23 protein-coding genes and 4 pseudogenes are annotated in these 23256 nt (G+C 44.3%); 24 read left to right on the top strand and 3 right to left on the bottom strand.

Features of this window, described 5'->3' with window-relative positions; translation table 11 throughout:
* Positions 1-104 precede the first annotated feature (104 nt).
* Both HDCHBGLK_RS20240 and HDCHBGLK_RS20235 read left to right on the top strand, forming a co-directional pair.
* Positions 105-464: an amino acid kinase family protein gene (locus HDCHBGLK_RS20240; RefSeq protein WP_408646140.1), complete on the top strand. Its 360-nt coding sequence runs from the start codon at positions 105-107 to the stop codon at positions 462-464.
* On the top strand, positions 464-925 hold the full coding sequence (locus tag HDCHBGLK_RS20235) for an ACT domain-containing protein (protein WP_330490007.1): 462 nt from the start codon (positions 464-466) through the stop codon (positions 923-925). Before HDCHBGLK_RS20240 ends, HDCHBGLK_RS20235 begins: the two co-directional genes overlap by 1 nt.
* Here the strand turns inward: HDCHBGLK_RS20235 and HDCHBGLK_RS18680 are convergent.
* Together HDCHBGLK_RS18680 and HDCHBGLK_RS18675 are read right to left on the bottom strand one after the other, a co-directional pair.
* The gene (locus HDCHBGLK_RS18680) at positions 922-1326 is read right to left on the bottom strand and encodes a helix-turn-helix domain-containing protein (RefSeq protein ID WP_004608349.1); all 405 of its coding nucleotides are present in this window, start codon (positions 1324-1326) and stop codon (positions 922-924) included. The genes HDCHBGLK_RS20235 and HDCHBGLK_RS18680 overlap by 4 nt on opposite strands.
* A 44-nt stretch (positions 1327-1370) precedes the next feature.
* Positions 1371-1883 (bottom strand): CYTH domain-containing protein, encoded by a 513-nt coding sequence (locus tag HDCHBGLK_RS18675; RefSeq protein WP_130574635.1) that lies wholly within the window; start codon positions 1881-1883, stop codon positions 1371-1373.
* A gap of 110 nt (positions 1884-1993) precedes the next feature.
* Here HDCHBGLK_RS18675 and HDCHBGLK_RS18670 point away from each other — a divergent pair, with 110 nt between their 5' ends.
* The 18 genes and pseudogenes from HDCHBGLK_RS18670 (at position 1994) to HDCHBGLK_RS18590 (ending at position 20277) form a co-directional block, all read left to right on the top strand.
* Positions 1994-2539 carry a DJ-1 family glyoxalase III gene (locus HDCHBGLK_RS18670; RefSeq protein WP_130574634.1) on the top strand — a complete coding sequence of 182 codons (546 nt, stop codon included), beginning with the start codon at positions 1994-1996 and terminating at the stop codon, positions 2537-2539.
* Complete coding sequence (locus tag HDCHBGLK_RS18665; RefSeq protein WP_233440716.1) at positions 2536-3162, top strand: hypothetical protein; 627 nt, start codon at positions 2536-2538, stop codon at positions 3160-3162. Before HDCHBGLK_RS18670 ends, HDCHBGLK_RS18665 begins: the two co-directional genes overlap by 4 nt.
* Positions 3163-3311: 149 nt before the next feature.
* Positions 3312-4598, top strand: a complete 1287-nt coding sequence (tig, locus tag HDCHBGLK_RS18660; protein WP_004608353.1) for a trigger factor — start codon at positions 3312-3314, stop codon at positions 4596-4598.
* Between the two features lie 36 nt (positions 4599-4634).
* Positions 4635-5214, top strand: a pseudogene (gene clpP / locus HDCHBGLK_RS18655) (ATP-dependent Clp endopeptidase proteolytic subunit ClpP).
* Between the two features lie 37 nt (positions 5215-5251).
* Positions 5252-6511, top strand: a complete 1260-nt coding sequence (clpX, locus tag HDCHBGLK_RS18650) for an ATP-dependent Clp protease ATP-binding subunit ClpX (protein ID WP_004608355.1) — start codon at positions 5252-5254, stop codon at positions 6509-6511.
* Positions 6512-6576: 65 nt separating this feature from the next.
* Positions 6577-8911, top strand: a pseudogene (gene lon / locus HDCHBGLK_RS20150) (endopeptidase La).
* A 14-nt stretch (positions 8912-8925) separates the two neighbouring features.
* Complete coding sequence (yihA, locus tag HDCHBGLK_RS18640) at positions 8926-9528, top strand: ribosome biogenesis GTP-binding protein YihA/YsxC (protein ID WP_004608357.1); 603 nt, start codon at positions 8926-8928, stop codon at positions 9526-9528.
* A 4-nt stretch (positions 9529-9532) separates the two neighbouring features.
* Positions 9533-10675: a sporulation integral membrane protein YtvI gene (gene ytvI / locus HDCHBGLK_RS18635; RefSeq protein WP_004608358.1), complete on the top strand. Its 1143-nt coding sequence runs from the start codon at positions 9533-9535 to the stop codon at positions 10673-10675.
* A gap of 149 nt (positions 10676-10824) precedes the next feature.
* Complete coding sequence (locus tag HDCHBGLK_RS18630) at positions 10825-12579, top strand: IS1182 family transposase (RefSeq protein ID WP_330578474.1); 1755 nt, start codon at positions 10825-10827, stop codon at positions 12577-12579.
* A 286-nt stretch (positions 12580-12865) separates the two neighbouring features.
* The gene (locus tag HDCHBGLK_RS18625) at positions 12866-13969 is read left to right on the top strand and encodes a hypothetical protein (protein WP_004605388.1); all 1104 of its coding nucleotides are present in this window, start codon (positions 12866-12868) and stop codon (positions 13967-13969) included.
* Positions 13970-13988: 19 nt separating this feature from the next.
* Complete coding sequence (locus HDCHBGLK_RS18620; RefSeq protein ID WP_004605389.1) at positions 13989-14915, top strand: TPM domain-containing protein; 927 nt, start codon at positions 13989-13991, stop codon at positions 14913-14915.
* A gap of 17 nt (positions 14916-14932) precedes the next feature.
* A complete protein-coding gene (locus HDCHBGLK_RS18615) occupies positions 14933-16282 on the top strand; it encodes an SPFH domain-containing protein (RefSeq protein WP_004605390.1) in 1350 nt (449 codons plus the stop codon).
* A gap of 72 nt (positions 16283-16354) precedes the next feature.
* Positions 16355-17104, top strand: a complete 750-nt coding sequence (locus HDCHBGLK_RS18610) for a cyclase family protein (RefSeq protein ID WP_004605391.1) — start codon at positions 16355-16357, stop codon at positions 17102-17104.
* A 263-nt stretch (positions 17105-17367) separates the two neighbouring features.
* Positions 17368-18462 (top strand): hypothetical protein, encoded by a 1095-nt coding sequence (locus tag HDCHBGLK_RS18605; RefSeq protein WP_004605392.1) that lies wholly within the window; start codon positions 17368-17370, stop codon positions 18460-18462.
* A gap of 143 nt (positions 18463-18605) precedes the next feature.
* Entirely contained in the window at positions 18606-18764 is a 159-nt protein-coding gene (locus tag HDCHBGLK_RS18855) for a hypothetical protein (RefSeq protein ID WP_009249194.1), read from the top strand.
* A gap of 322 nt (positions 18765-19086) precedes the next feature.
* Positions 19087-19377 carry a hypothetical protein gene (locus HDCHBGLK_RS18600; protein ID WP_004605394.1) on the top strand — a complete coding sequence of 97 codons (291 nt, stop codon included), beginning with the start codon at positions 19087-19089 and terminating at the stop codon, positions 19375-19377.
* A 3-nt stretch (positions 19378-19380) separates the two neighbouring features.
* Positions 19381-19710 carry a hypothetical protein gene (locus HDCHBGLK_RS18595; RefSeq protein WP_004605395.1) on the top strand — a complete coding sequence of 110 codons (330 nt, stop codon included), beginning with the start codon at positions 19381-19383 and terminating at the stop codon, positions 19708-19710.
* Between the two features lie 180 nt (positions 19711-19890).
* Complete coding sequence (locus tag HDCHBGLK_RS18590) at positions 19891-20277, top strand: IS3 family transposase (RefSeq protein ID WP_009249193.1); 387 nt, start codon at positions 19891-19893, stop codon at positions 20275-20277.
* Positions 20278-20330: 53 nt separating this feature from the next.
* Here the strand turns inward: HDCHBGLK_RS18590 and HDCHBGLK_RS20145 are convergent.
* Positions 20331-20597, bottom strand: a pseudogene (locus HDCHBGLK_RS20145) (helix-turn-helix domain-containing protein); the annotation flags it as partial.
* Between the two features lie 104 nt (positions 20598-20701).
* Here HDCHBGLK_RS20145 and HDCHBGLK_RS18580 point away from each other — a divergent pair.
* The 4 genes and pseudogenes from HDCHBGLK_RS18580 (at position 20702) to HDCHBGLK_RS18565 (ending at position 22997) form a co-directional block, all read left to right on the top strand.
* Positions 20702-20926 carry a hypothetical protein gene (locus HDCHBGLK_RS18580; RefSeq protein ID WP_039909332.1) on the top strand — a complete coding sequence of 75 codons (225 nt, stop codon included), beginning with the start codon at positions 20702-20704 and terminating at the stop codon, positions 20924-20926.
* A 241-nt stretch (positions 20927-21167) separates the two neighbouring features.
* Positions 21168-21440, top strand: a pseudogene (locus HDCHBGLK_RS18575) (DEAD/DEAH box helicase family protein); the annotation flags it as partial.
* A 461-nt stretch (positions 21441-21901) separates the two neighbouring features.
* Entirely contained in the window at positions 21902-22249 is a 348-nt protein-coding gene (locus HDCHBGLK_RS18570) for a helix-turn-helix transcriptional regulator (RefSeq protein WP_004605401.1), read from the top strand.
* Positions 22250-22688: 439 nt separating this feature from the next.
* Complete coding sequence (locus HDCHBGLK_RS18565) at positions 22689-22997, top strand: nucleotidyltransferase domain-containing protein (protein ID WP_004605403.1); 309 nt, start codon at positions 22689-22691, stop codon at positions 22995-22997.
* The last annotated feature ends 259 nt before the right edge of the window (positions 22998-23256 follow it).

Raw genomic sequence — 23256 nt, 5'->3', positions numbered from 1 at the left:
TGAATGCGTTCCAGGTAATGATGCATTCACATCCGCTACGGAAATGCGCGTTTTAAGCGCGTGAGATACGGAGAGGAGGCCTCCACGAGCTGGATTCCAGAAGATTGAATTGTGTAACGGGCCAGGGCGTTAATAAATATGACGATATCACGACGCTTGGAAGGGGCGGCTCCGATACGACGGCGGTAGCGCTGGCAGCGGTGCTGCACGCGGATAAATGCGAGATCTATACAGACGTGGACGGCGTATATACGGCAGACCCAAGAATTGTGAAGGATGCAAAGAAGATAGACGTGATAACCTATGATGAGATGCTGGAACTGGCTAGCCTTGGCGCAAAGGTGCTTCACAACCGATCTGTGGAAATGGCGAAGAAATATAACGTAGAATTAGTGGTACGGTCCAGCCTGAACCGCTCAGAGGGAACCGTAGTCAAGGAGGCAAGCGAAATGGAAAACTATTAGTGACAGGCGTGGCGGCCGATAAGAATACTGCCAGAATCTCAGTCATAGGAGTGGAAGACAAGCCAGGAATCGCATTCCGTATCTTTGATACCCTTGCTGGCAACAATATCAATGTGGATATTATTCTTCAGTCAGTGGGAAGAGAAGGGACGAAAGACATCTCCTTTACGGTGGCATCCGATGACCTGGAGAATGCGATCAGGATTCTGGAGGAAAATAAAAAGAGACTTACGATCCAGGATATTACATGGAATGAGAAGGTGGCAAAACTTTCCATCGTAGGCGCCGGAATGATGAGCAATCCTGGCGTGGCGGCAAAGATGTTTGATTCTCTGTACAACTCAAGGGTCAACATCAACATGATCTCTACTTCCGAGATCCGGATTACCGTACTGGTTGCAGAGGATGACATCGAGCAGGCCATGATAGCTGTTCATGATGGATTTGCGTTGGCTGATTAATCTGGATGTTTGGAATTGGAATGTAGAAAGCCGGTAATAATCTGTTTATTCTCGTTGGAAAGGGTGCGGAAATTTAGAATCATATCTACTTCTTCATCCGTGAGATAGATGGAATTGCCGGTCTTTTTATCTGTTGCGAGAGCATAGGGAATCGTATCCTCGGATATGCCTGACGTGGTGACATGCTTGTCTTTCAGGCTTCCAAGGACAAGATCGTTGAGACTGACGTGGTAAAATCCGGCCAGGTGAAGCAGAGAATCCAGATCCGGGGTACGCTTGCTTGTCTCATAGTTAGAGTAAGCCTGTCTGGAAATGTTCAGCATATTGCTTAAGGTCGTTTGTGTCAGATTATGTTGTTTTCTTAGATATCTTAAGTTATTGGCCAGCTGTATATTAGGCATAATCGTTAACCCCCACAAGTCATTTCACTTGTTAGTATAGCAATTTACCTAATAAATAGATATCTATGCACCGAAACGTTTCTTTTTAAGAAAAAGAAACAAATCGTTGCTTTTACAGCGTGCTGAGATAACTGTTTGTGGAACTTTCCGGAAAAGGTTACGTCTTCCCCGAACCAGGCGGGAGGGATAAAGGTATTGGCATCTTCTTCCGTAGGAAATTCAACTTCCAGAAGGACCAGATGCGCAAGCCGCCCGCCAAATATATCCAGTTCAGCGGTCAATCCGCCGGAAAGAGGGATCATGTAACGCTTCTTTTGAATCAGATGTCCGTCTATTTTGGGCAAAAGGTGGTAATAGGCTTCCCGGGTCAAAGGGAGATTATATTCCTGCCTTGCCATGGAGCCTTTGGATTTGTAAGTGATTTCATACTTGTCGTTATCCCGCCGGATACGAATGACGGGTTCTGTATTCAGATATCCCTGCTCTATGACGCGGCAGGGGTAATCCTCTAGTTTGTCGGGCAGTATTGGTACAAGATACTTGCGTTCTATTTCCATAAGCTTCCAACTCCAGTCTGGATAATCGTACCATATTTATAGCAATCATAATATAGTTTTACACAAAATGTAAACGGTGTTAATATGTAAAATTAAGGAGGATGATTTCAATGAAAAAAGTAAGTGTGATTTTAGCAGACGGATTTGAAGAAATTGAAGCCTTGACAGCGGTAGATCTGCTCAGAAGAGCCCAGATCTATGTAGATACTGTTTCGATTACCGAAGAATACACGGTCCATGGGGCGCATGGAATCAATGTTCAGACAGAAGACCTGTTTGAAGAGGTGAATTTTGTGGAGTCAGACATGATCGTTCTTCCGGGCGGCATGCCGGGAACGCTGAATCTGGATGCCCACTCAGGCGTGCGCAGGGTCGTAAAAGACTTCTTTGAAGAAGGAAAGTATATCGGCGCGATCTGTGCGGGTCCTACGGTGCTGGCGAACCTTGGCCTTTTGAAGGGCAAGCGTATCACATGCCATCCTACTGTGGAGCAGGATATCCAGGGCGCGGTCATTACAAAGGTTCCGGTGACGGTGGATAACAATGTTATCACCGGACGAGGTGCAGGCGCGGCAGTCGATTTTGCCCTTAAGCTGATTGAGGTACTGGCGGGAAGCGACAAGGCAAAAAGAGATTGGCGAGATGATTGCGTATGAAAAGATATAAAAAGATATTCCGGATTATGGCGCTGGTTCTTATGCTGGCGCTCTTTGTCACGGGCTGCGGCAAGGATTTTGATGCCTCCGGATATACGCAGGCTTTGCTGGATCTGACTTTTCAGGGTGATACGTCAAGGGCCAGGACTTACATGGAGGATGCCACGGAAAATTCTCTGATGCGTCAGTATCAGCAGTCCATCGATAACTTTGTGGCAGCCAATATCACCAATGAGATTGAGATGAACGAGACCAAGACGGCGCAGTTTGCGGATCTGGTGTCCAAGATATTCGCTACCATGCGTTATGATGTAGGAAAGGCGGAAAAAACCGGAAAAAGGGAGTACGAAGTGCCGGTATCCATACAGCCTTCGGATGTATTCGTTAACTTCCAGCAGTCTCTTTCGCAAGATTCCATCAAGATTACCCAGAAGATCAAAGAGGGAGGCTATGAGGGAACCACGGAAGAGGTGACGCAGCAGGTATTGAATGATATTGTCAACCATGCTTACGAACTGCTGGACGCCGCCTATCAGGACACTGCATATGGAGAGGAAAAACGGTCATCCTGCATGTGCAGGCAGATAAGAATCATGAATATTCCGTTGATGAGGATGATATGAACAGCCTGGTCTTAAAAATACTTCGCTTAGATGAAATTCAAGGCTAGATATTTACAGATGTTTGTGTTATACTTCTGAGGTGAATGTAATGTAGTATGCCCATCTTTTCGACTACCGAAGGGCGGGATAGAAACAGGAGGAAATAGTAAATGAGTTTACAGGTAGAAAAGTTAGAGAAAAACATGGCAAAACTTACCATCGAAGTTCCTGCCGATGATTTAGAGAAAGCGCTTCAGAGTGCATATATGAAGCAAAAGAATAAGATTTCATTGCCAGGCTTCCGCAAAGGAAAGGTTCCGCGCCAGATGATCGAGAAGATGTATGGCGCAGAGATCTTTTATGATGACGCTGCAAATGAATTGATTCCAAAGGCATATGCAGAAGCTTATGATGAAGCGGAACTTGACATCGTATCAAGACCGCAGATCAATGTGGTACAGATCGAAAAAGGAAAGCCATTCATCTTCACGGCCGATGTTGCGACAAAGCCGGAAGTGACACTTGGCGAGTATAAAGGACTGGAGATAGAAAAGGTATCTACGCGCGTGACGCAGAAGGAAGTGGATGCCAAGATTCAGGAAGAAGCAGAGAAGAATGCAAGGACAATCACCGTAACAGACCGTCCGGTACAGGATGGGGACGAAGTGATCCTGGACTTCGAAGGCTTTGTCGACGGAGTAGCCTTCGAAGGCGGGAAAGGGGAGAACTATCCTCTGACCATCGGATCAGGCTCTTTCATTCCTGGATTCGAGGAACAGCTGGTAGGCGCAGAGGCCGAGAAGGAGATGGAAGTCAAGGTTACCTTCCCGGAAGATTACCATGCCGAGGATCTGAAAGGCAAAGAAGCAGTATTCAAATGCACGATTCATGAGATTAAGGCAAAGGAACTTCCGGAAATTGATGATGAATTCGCAGCAGAAGTTTCTGAATTTGATACATTAGAGGAATATAAGGCTGATATTAAGGCAAAGATTAAAGATCAGAAGGCTTCCGAAGGAAAGAGAAAGCAGGAAGACCAGGCTGTAGATGCTGTAGTCAAGAATGCGCAGTATGAGATCCCTCAGCCGATGATCGAGACTCAGGTTATGCAGATGGCCGATGATTTCGCACAGAGAATCCAGTCGCAGGGCATTTCCCTGGAGCAGTACTTCCAGTTTACGGGTATGACTGCCGACAAGATGATGGATGAACTGCGTCCGCAGGCGATCAAGCGCATTGAGACCCGCCTTGTGCTGGAAGCGATCGCAAAGGCAGAGAATATCGAGATCAGCGACGAAAAACTGGATGAAGAACTGGCTAAGATGGCGGAAAGTTATAAGATGGAAGTAGACAAACTGAAAGAATTCATGGATGAGAATGAAAAGAAGCAGATGAAGGAAGATATGGCAGTACAGGAGGCCATAACTTTCCTGATAGAGAATGCTGTTGAAAAATAAGTCTATACAAGTAACATGTAGTTAGGAGGCATATACATGAGTTTAGTACCTTATGTCATTGAACAGACAAGCCGCGGAGAGCGCTCCTACGACATCTATTCAAGATTATTAAAAGACAGAATCATTTCTGGGCGAGGAAGTGACGGATGTGTCTGCAAGCGTGATTGTAGCACAGCTGCTGTTTCTTGAGGCAGAGGATCCGGAAAAGGATATCCATCTGTATATCAACAGCCCGGGAGGATCTGTGACAGCCGGTCTGGCAATTTATGATACCATGCAGTATATCAAGTGCGATATTGAGACAATCTGTATCGGAATGGCTGCAAGCATGGGATCTTTCCTGCTGGCAGGGGGAACCAAAGGCAAGAGGTTGGCTCTTCCGAATGCAGAGATCATGATCCATCAGCCATCAGGCGGCGCACAGGGACAGGCAACGGAGATTCAGATTGCCGCTGAACATATATTAAAGACCCGTCAAAAATTAAATCAGATATTAGCAGAGAATACAGGACAGCCGCTTGACGTTATCCGGATCGGTACAGAGAGGGATAATTTCATGTCTGCGGAAGAAGCGAAAGCATATGGTTTAATTGACGAAGTAATCAAGAGCCGTTAGTCTTGCGCATCGGTCCTTATTATTATGAGGTGAGAGTATGGTAGGAAAGAACGACGATCAGGTGAGATGCTCGTTCTGCAATAAGACGCAGAACCAAGTGAGAAAACTGATTGCAGGCCCCAACGGGGCTTATATCTGTGACGAGTGCATCGATGTCTGCGCAGAGATTATAGAAGAGGAATTCGAATATGATGATGGAAGGCATTGGAATCCATTCGCTGACATCAATCTCCTGAAGCCAGAAGAAATCAAAGAATTTCTGGATGAGTATGTGATCGGCCAGGAAGAGGCAAAGAAAGTGCTCTCTGTGGCTGTCTATAATCATTATAAACGGATTATGGCCCAGAAGGATATGGGGGTAGAACTGAATAAGAGCAACATCCTGATGCTGGGGCCTACTGGCTGCGGGAAGACGCTGCTTGCCCAGTCCCTGGCCAAGATCCTGAATGTTCCGTTTGCCATTGCAGACGCGACTGCGCTGACGGAGGCAGGGTATGTAGGAGAAGATGTGGAGAATATCCTTCTTAAGATCATCCAGGCTGCGGACGGCGATATCGAGCGCGCGGAATACGGCATCATCTATATTGATGAGATTGATAAGATAACCAGAAAGTCCGAGAATCCCTCGATTACTAGGGACGTTTCCGGCGAAGGCGTGCAGCAGGCCCTGCTTAAGATCGTGGAGGGCACGGTTGCCAATGTTCCTCCGCAGGGAGGAAGGAAGCATCCTCATCAGGAACTGATCCAGATTGATACGACCAACATCCTGTTCATATGCGGTGGAGCGTTTGAAGGTATCGATAAGATTGTTGAAAAGCGTATTGACCAGAAATCCATTGGATTTAATGCCGATATTGCAAAGAAGCATGAGAATGATGTAGACAGGCTGCTTGCGCAGGTACTGCCTCAGGATCTGGTGAAATTCGGACTGATCCCTGAGTTGGTAGGCCGTATGCCGGTGACGGTCGCATTGGAGATGTTGGATAAGAAAGCGCTGATGCAGATTCTGTCAGAGCCAAAGAACGCGATTGTAAAGCAGTACCAGAAACTGTTGGAACTAGACGGCGTGGATCTGATCTTTGATCAAAAAGCGCTGGAAGCGATTGCGGAGACTTCCCTTAAGCGGAAGACTGGTGCAAGAGGGCTTCGAGCCATCATGGAGAATATCATGATGGATATCATGTACAAGGCTCCATCTGATGAGACCTTAAAATCATGCCGAATTACAGAAGATGTTGTAAAAGGAATCGGAGAACCGGAATGCGAGCACGCATCCGTCAGATCTGAGAGTGCATAAAATAGTATGCGGGGTGCAAGAAAGACATTTGTGCCCGCCAGTTTTTATAACTGGGAGAATAGTATATGAACAGAGAAACATTAAGCCTTCCTATGGTAGCATTAAGAGGACTGTCCATATTGCCGGAGATGGTGCGTCATTTTGACGTAAGCAGGCCCAAGTCTATCCAGGCAATAGAGGAAGCCATGCTGGGAGACCAGAAGATATTCCTGACAGCCCAAAAAGATGTAGAGACGGAGAGCCCGGGGTTACGGATGTGTACCAGACCGGCTGCGTCGCTGCCATCAGGCAGGTAGTCAAATTACCTAAGAAAATGCTTCGGGTGCTGATATCCGGAGAATCAAGGGCCTGCATCAATGTGATGGAATTCGAAGAGCCTTATATGAGGGCAAATATAACGGTGATTCCAGATACGGATACATCCATTGAAGATACGGGCGCTGAGAAGAATCCTATGAATCTGGACGCCATGATCCGGGGGATGAAGGACATTTTCAAGGAATATCTTTTAAAAGATCCGAAACTGTCCAAGGAACTGGCGGTTCAAATTGAAAATATCAACGAACTGAAAAAACTGGTAGACGTCATAGCCGCCAACATGCCATTTTCCTATACGGATGCCCAGCAGCTGCTGGAGGAGCCGGATCTGATGCGGCGCTATGAACTTCTGGCTTATAAGCTGGTGAGCGAGATACAGATCCTCAATGTAAAGGAAGAACTTCAGAAGAAAGTCAAGGAGCGAGTGGACAAGAACCAGCGGGAGTACATTCTCCGAGAAGAGATGAAGCTGATCCGCGAGGAATTGGGAGATGACAATACGCTTTCAGACGCGGAAGAATTCCAGCAGGAAGCAGATGCCTTAAAAGCCCCCAAGGAAGTCAAGGAGAAGCTTGGCAAGGAGATCAAGCGGTTTAAGAACTCCATGAACAGTCCTGCGGAGGTGGGAGTGATCCGCACTTACATTGAGACAATGCTGGAAATGCCCTGGGATAAAGTATGCAGGGATCACAAGGATATCGCCTATGCCAAGAAGGTATTGGACGAGGATCACTATGGCCTGGAGAAAGTCAAGGAACGGTGCTGGAATTTCTGGCGGTCAGGGCGCTGACGAAAAAGGGAGATTCCCCCATCCTGTGCCTGGTCGGACCTCCGGGTACCGGTAAGACTTCCATTGCCAAGTCTTTGGCCAGGGCGCTGAAAAAGCCTTATGTGCGTATTTCCCTGGGAGGCGTGCGGGACGAGGCGGAGATCCGGGGGCACAGGAAGACCTATGTGGGCGCCATGCCAGGAAGAATTGCCAGCGCGCTGAAGCAAGCGGGTGTCAAGAATCCTCTGATGCTGCTGGATGAGATTGACAAGGTGAGCAATGATTATAAAGGAGACACCTTCTCCGCGCTTTTGGAAGTGCTGGACAGTGAGCAGAACAGCAAGTTCCGGGATCATTATCTGGAAGTGCCGATGGATCTTTCCGAAGTGCTTTTTGTCACCACGGCTAACACGCTTCAGACCATCCCGCGTCCGCTTCTGGACCGGATGGAAGTCATCGAAGTCAGCAGCTATACGGAGAATGAGAAGATGCATATTGCCATCGAGCATCTGATACCAAAGCAGCTGGAGCGGCACGGCCTTGCGCCGGATCAGCTGACCATAAGCCGGAACGCGCTGTGGAAGATGGCCCGCAACTATACGAAGGAAGCCGGAGTCAGGCAGCTGGAGCGTAAGATCGGGGACATCTGCAGGAAGGCAGCCAGAGAGATCCTGGAGACAAAGAAGAAGGCGGTTCATGTGACCGAGCGCAACCTCCATCTCTATCTTGGCAAGGAACTGTATATCTACCAGATGGCCAATAAGGCGGATGAGATAGGGATCGTCCGCGGGCTGGCGTGGACCAGCGTAGGCGGGGACACGCTTCAGATTGAAGTGAATGTTATGCCAGGCGAGGGAGAGATCCTGCTGACCGGGCAATTGGGAGATGTGATGAAGGAATCCGCAAGGACCGGCATCAGTTACATCCGCTCTGTCAGCAGGGAGCATAAGATAGAGGAAAATTTCTTCAAGGAGCATGACGTACATATCCATATACCGGAGGGTGCCGTTCCGAAAGACGGCCCATCTGCCGGAATCACCATGGCTACGGCCATGATGTCGGCGATCACCGGAAGAAAAGTACGGGCAGATGTTGCCATGACCGGGGAGATCACCTTAAGAGGCCGCGTGCTTCCTATCGGCGGACTGAAGGAAAAACTGCTGGCAGCAAAGAACGCGGGCATCCGCACGGTGATCGTTCCGCAGGAGAATGAGCCGGATGTGGAGGAGATCTCTTCGGAGATTACCAGGGGGCTGGAGATTATTCCAGTATCCCATATGGATGCTGTATTGAAAATCGCTTTGGCAGAATAGGAAAGGGAAATAGAATGATTATCAGAAATATAAATCTGGAAACCGTGTGCGGGCTAACCAGCCAGCTGCCGGACAATCAGCTGCCGGAAATTGCTTTTGCGGGGAAATCAAATGTAGGGAAGTCATCACTGATCAATGCGCTGATGAACCGCAAGTCCTATGCCAGGATATCGGCTACGCCGGGAAAGACCCAGACCATCAATTTTTACAATATCAATGAAGAACTGTATCTGGTGGATCTTCCCGGGTATGGATACGCGAAGGTTTCCGAACAGGAGAAGGCAAAATGGGGGAAGTTGATCGAACGGTATCTGCACGGATCAGCCCAGTTAAAAGCGGTATTCCTGCTGATTGATATCCGCCATGATCCTTCTGCCAATGACAAGATGATGTACGACTGGATCGTGGCACAAGGGTACAATCCGATCATCATAGCTACGAAGCTGGATAAGATTAAAAGAAGCCAGGTTGACAAGCATCTGAAGGCAGTAAGGCAAGGGCTTAATCTTGTTCGGGGAACCAAGGTCCTCCCATTTTCCTCTGTGACCAAGCAGGGAAAAGACGATATCTGGGCGTTTGTAGAGACGGAATTGCTGGGCAAAGAAGAGGTGGAGTAGCCATATGGAGACGAACTTTAAGGAACAGTTGCATGATACCCGTCCCTATTGGAAGGTGATCGTGAGCCTGACTTTCAGCCTGATAGCGACGATCCTGTTCATCTATGTAGGCTTTCGGCTGCTGGGCTTCTTTATGCCATTCGTGATCGGATGGTTTATCTCCTATATTGCCAGCCCAATCGTCAATTGGCTGGAAAAGCGTGTTAAAATCGTTAAGAAACTGGGCTCCGCATTAATTATCATCGCAGTATTAGGGGCAGTCGGGATCCTGATCTATTTTATCGGAAGTAAGCTCTGGAAAGAGATCGCATCTTTGATCCAGAACATGCCAAAGATGTATCAGGACCTGGAGTCCGGATTTGGAGAGATTGGAAGCAGTTTAAACGGCGTGTTCAAAGTGCTTCCGGCGAGCCTTCAGGATGCATGGCATACCATGACCAGCAATCTGGATAAGACTATGGGCGACTGGATGGGAAGGATCAGCGAGCCTACGGTGGCGGCTGCCGGAAATGTCGCAAAACGGATTCCATCCGTCCTGATAGCAACTATCGTTACATTCATCTCAGCCTATTTCTTCATTGCGGAGAGGGATGAGGTGATAGAGTGGGCGAAGAAGGTATCGCCGGAACCGATAGTGCGCCGCATGAGCATGGTGATCGACAATCTGAAGTTTGCGGTAGGCGGATATTTTAAAGCCCAATTTAAGATTATGGGGGTCGTATGCCTGATTCTGGTGATTGGCTTTGTAATTCTGAAGGTACACTTCTATTTTTTACTGGCGCTGCTCATCGCATTCCTGGATTTTCTCCCTTTTTTCGGGACAGGAACCGCGCTGATACCGTGGGCGCTTTATAAACTTCTGGTGAAAGACTACAGGATGTCGGTGGGCCTGATCATCCTCTATGGAGTCACCCAGCTGGTACGGCAGCTGATCCAGCCGAAACTGGTGGGGGACAGCATGGGAATGCAGCCGCTTCCTACCCTTCTGTTCTTATATATTGGATACAAGGCAGGCGGTATTTTTGGAATGATCTTCGCGGTCCCGATCGGGATGATCGTAATAAATCTGTATAAGGCAGGCGCATTCGACTATATTTTGGAAGATGTGAAGATTCTTATGGAAGGGATCTTAAGCCTGCGGGAATAAAAGGAAGGGGCTATCGGGAAATAGATAGTTCCAAATAGGGGCAGATGTGACTCATACCAGGTCACATCTGCCCCTGAAATTTTTCCATAAAAGAGAAAAAGATGGCTAACGACAACCATCTCTTCTCCGTTACATGTTATAATGTAACTATGCTAAACAATAAGTATTATAACGAATTTTTTGAATTAGGGCAACAGAAAATTAACTTCAGTTTCTTCGAATTGTGTTTACCTGACGACGATCCAGTCTATACCCTGAAAAAAGTGATGGAGGAATTAGATTTTTCTGGCTTGTTGGCCAATTGTTCAGATAAGGGAAGAACCGGGTATAACCCAATTATGATGTATGCCGTAGTTACTTACGCAAACATGCGTGGGATTAGAGCTGTTGACCGTATTGTGGAATTATGCGAAAGAGACCTTGCATTTATCTGGCTTACCAAAGGTCAGAAACCAAAAAGGGATGCTTTTTATGAGTTCAAGAATAAAAGACTGACTGCAGATGTATTGGATGAGTTGAATTACCAGTTTCTCCGCCGCCTGCAAAAAGAAGGACTGATCACATTGAAATCCCTTTTTATTGATGGAACAAAAATAGAGGCCAATGCAAACCGCTATACATTTGTGTGGAGAGGGACGATCAATTATCATCTCGCAGGCTTACTCGATATGATTGATTCACTGTATCAGAAGTATAATGCATGGATAGATGAAAATGAGTATGGCATAAAATATGACATTCCCCATGCACATATGTTTGTGATCGAAGGAATGGATAAGGTAAGAGATGTCATTGAAAAGAACCGGAAGCGAAAACTGACAAAACATAAAAAGTTGTCCAATAATACGATCATCGAGATTGACAACTGTTCCCCATTGGAGATTTTGAAACTTCAGAAAAATCTGACTCAGATCGCAGAGAAGGAACAGATTGCGTTTGTTTACGGAAAAGGGAAGAGGAAATCGGAGCTCCAGCAGCTTTATGAGGAATTAGAAACCTGCGGCGAACGCCTTATGGGATACAAAGAATGTTTTGAGATCATGGGAAAGGACAGGAACAGCTATTCCAAAACAGATTTAGAAGCCACCTTTATGAGAATGAAAGAAGATCACATGCTGAACGGACAGTTAAAAGCCGCATATAATGTTCAGATCGCAGTAGAGAATTATTTCATTGTCCATGCTTATGTAAGCAATGACCGGACAGACTATAACACACTGATTCCGGTTTTAGAAAAGCATAAAAATGCATTTGGGGAGATTTTGGAAGAAGTAACCGCAGATAGCGGTTATTGTAGCGAGAAAAATCTTCTGTATTTAAAGAAAAATAAGATATCCAGTTACATCAAGCTGCAGGATCATGAAAAACGGAAAACACGCGCTTACAGAGAAGATATTGGAAAATATTACAACATGAAAACACAGATATTTGAGGATGAACGGTATTATGTTTGTCATGACGGAAGAGGATTGCATCATATCCGCACAGAGACCAAAAAACAGCCGGGTTATACCCAGACTTTTGAGGTATACGGATGTGCAGACTGTAGTGGTTGTGAACACAAAGCGAAATGCTTATATAAATATAACGCAGAAAAAGATGCTGAGAAAAACAAAGTTATGAAGATCAATGAACAATGGGAAACATTGAAAGAGGAATCCCATGCAAACATCCAAAGTGAGAAAGGGATTCTAAATCGTCAGATCCGTTCCATCCAGACAGAAGGACATTTTGGAGATATCAAGGAAAATGATAGTTTCCGAAGATTCAACTACCGAACGTCAGAGAAGGTGTATAAAGAATTCATGCTGTATGCCATTGGTCGGAACATGAATAAATATCATCGTTTTCTTCATGAAGAGATTAAAAAATTCGAAGGAAAAACCGAGGAAAAGACGGCTTAAAAAATGTGCATGTTCAAAAATGCAGTTATGGGTGTTTTGCGCCCTAAAATATATACAGAAAAAGAACAATAAGAATCTCCCAAAGAATATCAAGTATGAAAAACACTGATTTTTATGGGAGATTCTTATTTTAGGATTTAGAGTTTAAAAATCGGTATTAACCGACATCCCCTTCCTTTGTAAAATAATGGAAATGTTTTTTGTATGCTGACAGTTATACAAAACAGAAACAATCTATGATATACTATCTATAATTAGGCATACAAAAGGTAAAGGGGTAGAGAGCATGAGCGTAAAAGAGTATAAGTGTCCTTGCTGCGGCGGAAACCTGGTGTTCAACAGCGACACCCAGAAGCTTCATTGCCCGAACTGCGACAACGAGATGGATATGGAGACCTACCAGGAATATGCAAAGGTAGTCGAGTCCACGGAGCAGAAAAAAGACACCTACGACTGGGGAACCACCGACTTTGGAAGAACAGGTGAATGGGTGGTCAAGGAAGATGGAAGCAGGGTATATAAATGCCCGTCCTGTGGCGGAGAGATTGAAGCCCGGGAGACGACGGCTGCAACCAAGTGCCCATACTGCGACAGCCCGGTCATTCTTCCGAAACAGGTATCAGGGGGATTTAAGCCGGATCTTATCGTGCCGTTTCAACTGGATGCGAAAGCCGCAAAAGAAGCATATAAGGGATTCTGCAAAAAGAAGGCCCTGCTTCCAAGATCCTTCCAAAGCGACCAGAAGATCAAGGAGATCACGGGAATCTATGTCCCATTCTGGCTGTTCAGCTGTCAGGCAGAGGGAACCATCAATTATAATGGACAGAGGATCAAAAAATGGAAGGACCAGCAGTATGAATACATACAGACAGACTATTATCTGGTATCCAGGGAAGGCCGCGTAAGTTTTGACTATGTGCCGGTGGATGGATCTGTGGAAATGGATGACGCCTATATGGAATCTATCGAGCCATATGACATGTCAAAGGCCGTTTCGTTTGACGAGGCATACCTGTCCGGCTATGAAGCGATCAAGTATGACGTTTCCAAAGATGAGAGCCGCGGCAGGGCGCAGGAGAGGATTAAGACCAGTTTTCAGGACATTTTAAAGCAGTCCGTTGACAAGAAGGAATATGACATCCTGATGCTGAAGAATTCACAGATTGGCTGCACCAATGGATCAGTCCATTATGCGCTGCTGCCCGTCTGGGTGGTGAAAGTTGAATATAAAGACAAGATTTACCGGTTTGCCATGAATGGGCAGACGGGAAAGCTGGTAGGCGAGCTGCCGGTGGATTCGGGACTATTCTGGAAGAATGCCTTGGGCTTCTTTGCTGGAAGCAGTATTGCGGTTTACATGCTGATCATGCTTGTCCGTTTATTTTTATAATTGTAGGAAAGGGTAGAAGATGATGAAGAGATTACGATTGATTGCGGCGGCCTTATGCCTGCTAGCTGCAAACGTCATTCCGGTGGCAGCCAGCGAGGGGACGGATCTGCCCAAAGTCATAGATGATGCAGGGATACTGTCGGATTATGATGAGACCCGGCTGTCAAGCCAGATTGATGAGATGACCCAGCAATACCAGATAGACATTGTGCTGATGACGGAGAATCGGAGGCAGGAAGGCACAGCCCAGGCAGAGGCTGACATGCAGTATGTGAACAGAGGATATGGGATAGGAGAGGGCAAGGACGGAATCCTGTTTCTGCTGGATATGGGAAGCAGGGAATGGGCAATCTCCACCAACGGTGCAGCCATGACCATGTTTTCCGATTACGACTTGTCCGCATTGGGAGATCATGCGGCATCCGGATATTTTTCCTCTGACCAGTACTATCAGGGGTTTCAATCTTATTTGAAGGAACTGGACAAGACGCTGGAGCGTAATTTGAATCCACAAAAAGAAGAAAATGAACTTGGCAATGCCCTGGCTTCTGCTATTGCCGATGGGCAGAAAGAGGCAGAGAGCAAGGAGGAAGAAAAGGCAGAAGAAAAGGCGGAAGAAACGGACGCAAAGCCCAAGGAGCCGAAAGGCCCGGAGGATTATATCATACCGGCACTTGTCTGCGGACTGATTCTGACCATACTTTATATGGCATCCTTGAAGTCCGGGATGAAGACGGCAAATATGCAGAAAGATGCCCAGGACTACCAGAGAGGAGATGCTGCGACCCAGATACGCAAGAGGGATATATTTCTTACCAGCAGCATCACGAAGAAGCCGATCGAGCAAAAGCAGGACAACAGACAGCATTATGGCAGTCATAACAGGACAACGCTGCATAAGGATAAGCATGGGAATATGCATGGCGGCGCCAGCGGTAAATTTTAGAGCAGGAGGATACAGATATGGGATTGATTAAAGCGGCATTAGGATCAGTTGGAGGAGTGCTGGCAGACCAGTGGAGGGAATACTTCTATTGCGATTCCCTGGAGGACGGAGTGATCGTGACCAAGGGAGTCAAACGTACGACTAGAAGGGGCTCCAATAAAAAGGGAAGCGACAATATTATCAGCAATGGCTCTGTCGTTGCAGTCAACGAGGGGCAGTGCATGATGATCGTAGAACAGGGCAAGGTGGTAGAATTTTCATCTGAGCCGGGCGAGTTCATCTGGGATAGTTCTACAGAGCCTACCATATTCTACGGAGGTTTCGGAAAAGGGCTTCTGGATTCCTGGAATACCCTTAAGAAACGTTTTACGATGGGCGGAGAGACTGGAAACGACCAGAGGGTCTATTTCTTTAACACAAAGGAAATGATGGGAAATAAGTATGGCACGCCGAATCCGGTGCCATTCAGAGTCGTTGACTATAATATCGGGCTGGACATGGATATTGCCATCCGGTGTTTTGGACAATATTCCTATCAGCTGAACAATCCGATCCTATTCTATAAGAATGTATGCGGCAATGTGGACGATGAATTTACAACAAAGGATCTGGACAGCCAGCTCAAAAGCGAACTTTTGACAGCGCTCCAGCCCGCATTTGCCAAAATATCCGAGATGGGCGTCCGCTACAGCGCACTGCCGGGCCATACGATGGAACTGGCAGATGCCCTGAAGGAAGTCCTATCCGATAAATGGGAGGACATCCGAGGAATTGAGATCGTATCCATAGGCGTGAACAGCGTGACCGCATCCGAGGAGGATGAGGCATATATTAAGGAACTGCAGCGGACGGCGGTGATGAAGGATCCGACCATGGCAGCGGCCCACCTGGCGCAGGCGCAGGCAGCGGCCATGCAGGCGGCGGCGAAGAATGAGAATGCAGGTCCGGCCATGGCTTTCATGGGCATGGGAATGGCAGGAACGCTGGGAGGCATGAATGCGCAGAATCTTTACCAGATGGGGCAGCAGACGGGGCAAGGACCGCAGAATGTCAGGCCTCAGGCAGCTGCTTATCAGCCCGGAACCCCCGCGATGGATGGGTGGATCTGTGCCTGCGGCATGGCAGGAAATACTGGAAAGTTCTGCCAGGAATGCGGCGCGCCCAAGCCAATACCTGAGGAGGGCTGGACGTGTTCCTGCGGGGTGGTGAACAAAGGAAAATTCTGTACAGAATGCGGAGCGAAGAAGCCGGCGGGAGTTCCCCAATACCGCTGCGATAAATGCGGCTGGGAACCGAAAGATATGAAGAATCCGCCTAAGTTCTGCCCGGAATGTGGAGATCCATTTGATGATGGGGATATAATTTAAGACAGTTGAAAATGTATAATGTCTTTTAGACGAAGAGTAGTTTTGTGAATTTTATTAGAGGAGGACCAGATTATGTATGAATTATGGGAAAAGTTGGAAGAATTGAAGAAGTATCGCTGGATAGAATTATCACATCCACTGAACAATCACAGCCCCTATTGGGCGGGGATACCGGAAGGCGCGGTAGAACTTGGGAAAACGGTCTATGACTGGGGAAATGAACTGGAATGCCTGATCCAGACCTTCAAGTTTCCGGGGCAGTTTGGAACACATATTGATTTTCCGGGACACTTTGTGAAGGGGGAGCCGCTCAGCGAGCAGTATACCGTGCGGAACATGGCATATCCTCTCGTGGTGATCGATGTGTCCGAGAAGGTGAAGGAAGATGTGCACTATGCAGTTACCGTGGAGGATATTAAGGCGTATGAAGAAGCGTATGGAGATATTCCGGATGGGGCGTTTGTAGCGCTGCGCACAGGATGGAGCGAGCGGTGGCCGGATATGGATGCGATCTCCAATGTGGATGAGAATGGCGGGGAACATTTCCCGGGCTGGTCCATGGAAGCGCTGCAGTATATCTATGAAGTCAGGAATGCGGCGGCCAACGGGCATGAGACGCTGGATACGGATGCCTCCGCTCTGGCAGAGAAGGCGGGGGATCTGGCATGCGAAAGATACCTGCTGGGGAAGGGAAAATTGCAGGTCGAGGTCATGTGCAATCTGGATCAGGTGCCTCCGGCAGGCGCCATCGTATTTGCAGCGTTTCTTCCAATTGAAGGAGCCACAGGGCTCCCGGTCCGCATGTGGGCAATTGCGAAGTAGCATCGCTTAACCTGGGAAAGGAATGGAAATAGCCCCTTGGTACTGGTAGTTTTGCGTTTTGGGAATGTGCAATAAACTTGTAAAATCCATTCTAGCATAGCGGGAAAATGACCGCAATGGAGAACATCAAATTTATGGTGGGCGACTTTTCTTGTGATTGACACCAGCCATATAATAGGATAAAATGAAAAAGAACATTTGTTCCCGAAATTGTCTATCGGAGATATGGATTAAGAGAGAATGGAGAAAAACGGATGCGGTTAATGTTGAAAGATAGCCCTTTACTGGAAATCGATGAAAATGGAGCATGCCAAATCTTAGATTTTGAACGTCTTCCGTTTGCGCTCAGAAAACAGAGGATCACTCTGGTGGATTTTGTTGAATGGGCATCCGGCAGAACGCTTTCGATTGGCAGAAGTTATGCAAAAGAAATATTAAACAGCTTAAGGCTGTCTCAAAAGAACCGATATGCTGTATGCAAGGCATGCAGGGGACTGAGTCTAGAGGATTCTTACTGGATCCTGCAAGAGGGTGATGATAAGAAGTGGGCAGAGGTTAATTTGTTTGAGAATCCGTTTTCTTTATTTATCACAGAGATTTCTTTATCAGGAAGAAATGTTACCTATACGGCTGATGCGCAAATAAAAAATGCGATTCATACTCCAGAATTAACGACGCTGGGGGCAAGCGCGAAAGGCTGGATCCGGCAGGCGGATGGCTTGTATCTTCATAAAGTTGGAAAGTATGAGATTCCGGCAGATGAAATTTTAAATGTGATAGATATTGAACATATACCATATAAAAGATCCGAAGAGTCTGAGATTCATTCTTACTTATCTAAAGAAAGAATGGAATGGATAGAGGGAGTAGGAGAAGTTATCGTTAATTCCAGACTGTTTACGACCGAAGATATTGCCATGGTGACCTTTGAAGAATTTCGTGTATTTTGCGAAGCCTATGGTTTGAATCCATATGTAGAGGCAATAAAAATAGACAGAACGGCTTATTTAAAAATGCAGATTGCAGATTACATTTTGAATAATAATGACAGGCATGAGCAGAATTGGGGATTTTTAATGGAGAATGCAAGCGGAAGGCTTATCGGATACTGTCCGCTTTTCGATCATGATCATGCTTTTTCTAGCAATCCAGATGTAGTATCCCAGACCACAGAGACTGAGATGACTTTATTCGAGGCTGCCTGTCTGGCTCAGTCTGAACTTAGACTTGATTTGAACGGGCTGGAAGATATGCGGCGCCCTGATTTTCTGACAGAAGAGCAATGGCAGTCGGCGCTGGAGAGAAAAAGAAAATTGGATTATGCTATTACCATATCAGAAAAAATTAGGATTAAGTGATGCGTTTTTTGAACTATGTAAAGAAAAAATAGGGTTGAGTAACAGATATTTAACAAAGGAAGATACAAGTGGACGCTATGATGGTATATGGAAATTAGTTATTCCTGCTAATAGGTACGGTTTGATAAATGGAGGAGTTTCTAATGACAGAATACAACAGAACTGAACTTGGAAAAAAGGCAACAGAACGAGGATTTGTCATACGAACTGGAACAGCAGAAGTACAGCAAATGGCAACAAAAATAAAGTACAGAACAAACATTCGATTTGGCTCTGTACTTTATTTTTATATTCTGATATGATAGCGGGAGAAGCATTTTTTCTAAAATTGGTTTACTGGGCTTATCCGAAGTGAATAACAGGCGATACGAACAATATGAATGTGGATAAAGTTTAGAAATTGAAAAATCAAGGATTTGGTGAAGAAACCAATAAATTTATTCCTCACCGCTGTTGTGGTGAAATAAAGGTTTACTTTCACACAATAATAAAGCATAATAAATGTGTAAGGGTAAATAAAATTTGAATATGAAAAAAGAAATGATTTTTTAAAGGTTTAATGTTAGAATGATAAGAGAAGAAGTAAATGAGTTATCGTTTCAGTGAATTGAAAGGGTGAATGTAATGTATAAAGTAGAGATAAAATTTGATTCTAGTAAGCTGACACAAAGTGATATGGATAGAATTTGTGAGCAGACAGACCAGATTTTTGAAAAAGAGGATTTGAACTGTGCAGATAGACAGCCGGGACGTAGAGTGTACCTTGATAGAGGACGCAAGCAAGACTACGGAAGATTTTGGGCAGCTATATTCGCATTGAAAAGTGCAGCAGGAATTTCAATGCATTTACAGGAATGCTTTTGGTATAATGGCAGTGAAAAAGAAAATTTGATTACAGAATTTATGAGGAACTAATCAATGGATAGTACACAGAGAAAAGGTATCAATTTTGATTTAGATACAGAGGCACTGAAAGAACACTATCCGAAAGGTGATTGGCATAACGCTTATTATGATGTGAGGACATATTTTGAAAAGAATGGTTTTGAACATATTCAAGGATCAGGCTACCATTCTATTGAAGTAGTGTCAGAAGCAAAAGCAATGGCGGTCATCTATCAAATGACAAAAGAAATTCCGTGGTTGAATTATTGTGTAAGTGTTTGTACGATTTCTGATGTTCCGGAACTCTATGACATCTCTCATGTATTTGAAAGAGAAGCACAGCAATTATCTGGAGAGAAGTAAAAATGTGGTAAGAATTAACATGGCTGATTGGTTTGAAAATGTAAAAAACTAGTCGGCTATTTTAATATCTCAATATGTTAATTCAATTCATGGGAGAGTATAAAATAGGAATACTTTCTTGTTGTTATTATCCCAAAATGATATAATGGTGAAATACTTTCCCTTGTTATGAGAGATAACATGAAGAAAGAATTATGTATAGATACTTTTAATGCCGTAACGAAGAGATATCAGCTTGATGGCTGTATTCTTCATTCTGACAGAGGCAGCCAGTACACAAGTGAATCTTTCCGCGAAACATTATCCAAGGCAGGCGTTGATCAAAGTTTAAGTGGAGTAGATCACTGCTATGATAACTCTCGGATGGAGAGTTTCTTTGCCACATTGAAAAAGGAATTACTCTATCGAATACCTACATATAGGATGAAAAGAGAAAACGTGAAGTCAATAATTTTCCGATATGTCTTCACTTATTACAATCAAAAAAGAATCTATACGGCTAATCCAGGAGGTTATCCTCCGGCCGTATATAGATTGTTGCAGGAAGAGACACTTCTTGCAGCGTAGGAGCAAATGGAATTTAGTGAGTTTATACGACTACACTTTTCTTGACAATTCCACCTGCAGAGTTTACAGAGAATACCACACTGTTCATCACAAAGGCAAACTATTTTACAAGTTTTACGATGAATACACGGCGGGTTTGTATATCCTGCATCGGGACGTTCTTTTGTATGTGCATGAAGTCTTATTTCTTTTGATATAGTAGAGGGGTCCTTTCCGATAATTCTTCCAATTTCTGCGAAACTCTTATTCTCGGTGAGTCCTTTCTCGATATCAATACGCTGTTCAAATGTTAAATGTTTTTGATTGCCTTTATTATTCATAATTATCTCCGATCTGCACAGGCAGGCAATCAGCTGCGAGTACATTATACGGAGTTATGAATATCAAGGGCAATAGGACAAATATATGTGCAAGAGTAACTTCCATGACGCTGGAATTTACTCTTGCCAACTGGAATTTAAAAATGCATTTAAGTGTTGAATATGGAAATATGGAAAGTACAAATGAAAAATCGAACATTTGTACTTTTCTTTGCTTTGGGATATATACTTTTAGAAAGATGTTTGATATAATGTGCGTTAAGGCAGAGTCAGGCGGCTGGAAAATATTTGCCATGCTTGCATGGGTAAATATTATTTCAGACATCTGACGAGCGAGGCGACTGAGGAAAACCGCAGGTTTTGCGAGGTACTCTGCCTATATATTTGATTTAGTGTTATTTAATGATGTTTAATCCCCGAAAATCGGTTTTGTGACTTTTGCTTTCTAAAATTCGTAAAAGTGATTTATAAGTCGGGGATTTTAAGTTTTCGTTACGAATTTCATTACGAATGGTTTTTAAAATGTGGCTGATATTGAACGTATCAAAAGTCACAAATGGAGGTTTTAATATGCCAGAATTTAAATTACAAGCCCCATATCAGCCTACCGGAGATCAGCCGCAGGCTATCGCAGAACTGGTAAAAGGATTCAAGGAAGGCAACCAATGCCAGACTTTACTAGGGGTTACGGGTTCCGGTAAGACATTCACGATGGCGAACGTGATTCAGGAACTGCAAAAACCGACGCTCGTTATCGCACACAATAAAACACTTGCTGCTCAGTTGTACGGAGAATTCAAGGAGATGTTCCCTAACAACGCAGTGGAGTATTTTGTATCCTACTAATGACAAGTTGGAAAAATAATGGAATTATACGCTTTTTGGGACGATTTTATGCTGTTTGCGCGGACTGTACGGACAGAATATCACTAGATGAAAATAGACGGACAGGTGACCTAATTCGTACATAGAGGTTGCTTTTTTTGTATTCTCCAGAGGGGATAAGAGATAAATGATGGGGCATTTCATGAATGCGTTGTTGAAAATTAGAGTCAAAAGAGCTGATTTTAAGAAGTGAGTATATTTATACAAAGAAAAATTGACATGGATAGTATAAAAATATAATTCTTTTAGAGTATATAGTTCTTGAAATAAGCTTTTTTCAAAGTTAAAAAGATAGATTTTCATGATAAAGAGAAAAAATATTTTAAAAGCAAAAGATGTAGCTAATCCAGATTACTTGACAGAGTTATTGATGAAAGGTATGCTGTTTGTTAAATTATAAACATAATTTAGGAGAGAACATGAAAGAATTTAATGGAGAAAAATTTTGTAAGGATCTTATTGAATTAAGAGGAACAGATTCACAATCTGCATTTGCAGAAAAATTAGGGATTAACAGATCAACATTGTCTTTGCTGGAAAATGGCAAACAGACTCCGGCACTTGAACTTTTTAATAAAGTGTGTAATTTAGTGCCCAAAAGTACAGAGGAATATTTTAAAGAAACGACAGAAGAAGATTCTTTGGTGTATTTGAAGGGAAGTCTTGAAGATGCCGATAAGGTTAAAATTGAAGAAATGGCTGAGCGTATCCGTATTAAAGAAAAATACGAATACCTAGAAAAAAGGAGTAGCTATTTCAAACATTGATTATAAAGAATCATTTGAACACTATTTTCAGGAGGAATATGATTTTAATACTTCTTCTTTGTCACCAGTACAAATCAAGGAAATCAAGCAGAGAGAAAAGCAAATGAGGGTGGATTATGCACTGGCACTAATGGGGATCGGTATATATTTAATTGGATAATAAATCGGAACAGGAATATAAGATTTGAGATGGTGACGTTTAATTCAGAGAATATTGATGGTATGCTGTATGTGCTTAGAATTAAAAGGAAGAGAAGTTGTGCGTGTAATGTTACAGAATAAATATCTGCTTTCTGAGATTTATAAAATTTCAGGTGTAACAGAGGAAGAAGTGTTGGTTATCAAAGAAAGTATGTAGATAGTTTCCTAGAAATATTGAAAATAATTATCTGTATTTGGGGATTCATGGATATAATGAAAGGGGAAGGAGGTACATCATATGAAACAAATGCTATTTAAAGAACTTGTGGGCGGGATTTTATCTATATTTGGATATCAGGTTATCCGTATTGTCTTATATGGTTCTGTTGCAAGAGGGACGAATACGGTGGAATCAGATATTGCTTTACTTTTGAATGGCGGTCTGAGCAAAGAAATAGAAGATAGATTATCTGATTTAGTAGTAGATTTGAATTTAAAATATGATACAGTCCTTTCCGTTATTGACATTGATTATGAAATGTTCAGAAAGTGGGAAAAGGTAATCCCATTTTATAAAAATGTGAATGAGGAAGGGAGTGCAGCATAGTGGATTAATCAAAAAGAGCTGTGCTGATTGCAACAAGTCGCATATTATTTCGATTTTCTATCGTAAAAAGGGCTCACCTTGCGGCAAGCCCTAAACATGTAATCGATATTCTACACTTTTCAGCACCCCGTCGCTTGCGGAAGCTAAACATACACGTTCATGATATTCTAACTGTCATGACTAGCAAACATTTTGCTTACTGTTATTATATATAAAAAAATTAAAATATCAACATAAATCTTAGTATTTTATGGAACTA

It is taken from the genome of [Clostridium] scindens ATCC 35704, assembly GCF_004295125.1.
Lineage (GTDB): Bacteria > Bacillota > Clostridia > Lachnospirales > Lachnospiraceae > Clostridium_AP > Clostridium_AP scindens.
The sequence above is the reverse complement of the archived record's forward strand: the minus strand, read 5'-3'. Positions and strand labels throughout refer to the sequence as shown.

What these genes read in the sequence shown, in the direction of transcription:
- ytvI (WP_004608358.1), top strand. Translation starts at nt 9,533, where the DNA reads ATGGAGACGAACTTTAAGGAACAGTTGCATGATACCCGTCCCTATTGG.
- HDCHBGLK_RS18600 (WP_004605394.1), top strand. Translation starts at nt 19,087, where the DNA reads ATGTATAAAGTAGAGATAAAATTTGATTCTAGTAAGCTGACACAAAGT.
- HDCHBGLK_RS18570 (WP_004605401.1), top strand. Translation starts at nt 21,902, where the DNA reads ATGAAAGAATTTAATGGAGAAAAATTTTGTAAGGATCTTATTGAATTA.
- clpX (WP_004608355.1), top strand. Translation starts at nt 5,252, where the DNA reads ATGGTAGGAAAGAACGACGATCAGGTGAGATGCTCGTTCTGCAATAAG.
- HDCHBGLK_RS18615 (WP_004605390.1), top strand. Translation starts at nt 14,933, where the DNA reads ATGGGATTGATTAAAGCGGCATTAGGATCAGTTGGAGGAGTGCTGGCA.
- HDCHBGLK_RS18590 (WP_009249193.1), top strand. Translation starts at nt 19,891, where the DNA reads ATGAAGAAAGAATTATGTATAGATACTTTTAATGCCGTAACGAAGAGA.
- HDCHBGLK_RS18580 (WP_039909332.1), top strand. Translation starts at nt 20,702, where the DNA reads ATGACGCTGGAATTTACTCTTGCCAACTGGAATTTAAAAATGCATTTA.
- HDCHBGLK_RS18595 (WP_004605395.1), top strand. Translation starts at nt 19,381, where the DNA reads ATGGATAGTACACAGAGAAAAGGTATCAATTTTGATTTAGATACAGAG.
- HDCHBGLK_RS18855 (WP_009249194.1), top strand. Translation starts at nt 18,606, where the DNA reads ATGACAGAATACAACAGAACTGAACTTGGAAAAAAGGCAACAGAACGA.
- yihA (WP_004608357.1), top strand. Translation starts at nt 8,926, where the DNA reads ATGATTATCAGAAATATAAATCTGGAAACCGTGTGCGGGCTAACCAGC.
- HDCHBGLK_RS18610 (WP_004605391.1), top strand. Translation starts at nt 16,355, where the DNA reads ATGTATGAATTATGGGAAAAGTTGGAAGAATTGAAGAAGTATCGCTGG.
- HDCHBGLK_RS18620 (WP_004605389.1), top strand. Translation starts at nt 13,989, where the DNA reads ATGATGAAGAGATTACGATTGATTGCGGCGGCCTTATGCCTGCTAGCT.
- HDCHBGLK_RS18670 (WP_130574634.1), top strand. Translation starts at nt 1,994, where the DNA reads ATGAAAAAAGTAAGTGTGATTTTAGCAGACGGATTTGAAGAAATTGAA.
- tig (WP_004608353.1), top strand. Translation starts at nt 3,312, where the DNA reads ATGAGTTTACAGGTAGAAAAGTTAGAGAAAAACATGGCAAAACTTACC.
- HDCHBGLK_RS18680 (WP_004608349.1), bottom strand. Translation starts at nt 1,326, where the DNA reads ATGCCTAATATACAGCTGGCCAATAACTTAAGATATCTAAGAAAACAA.
- HDCHBGLK_RS18675 (WP_130574635.1), bottom strand. Translation starts at nt 1,883, where the DNA reads ATGGAAATAGAACGCAAGTATCTTGTACCAATACTGCCCGACAAACTA.
- HDCHBGLK_RS18625 (WP_004605388.1), top strand. Translation starts at nt 12,866, where the DNA reads ATGAGCGTAAAAGAGTATAAGTGTCCTTGCTGCGGCGGAAACCTGGTG.
- HDCHBGLK_RS18630 (WP_330578474.1), top strand. Translation starts at nt 10,825, where the DNA reads ATGCTAAACAATAAGTATTATAACGAATTTTTTGAATTAGGGCAACAG.
- HDCHBGLK_RS18565 (WP_004605403.1), top strand. Translation starts at nt 22,689, where the DNA reads ATGAAACAAATGCTATTTAAAGAACTTGTGGGCGGGATTTTATCTATA.
- HDCHBGLK_RS18665 (WP_233440716.1), top strand. Translation starts at nt 2,536, where the DNA reads ATGAAAAGATATAAAAAGATATTCCGGATTATGGCGCTGGTTCTTATG.
- HDCHBGLK_RS18605 (WP_004605392.1), top strand. Translation starts at nt 17,368, where the DNA reads ATGTTGAAAGATAGCCCTTTACTGGAAATCGATGAAAATGGAGCATGC.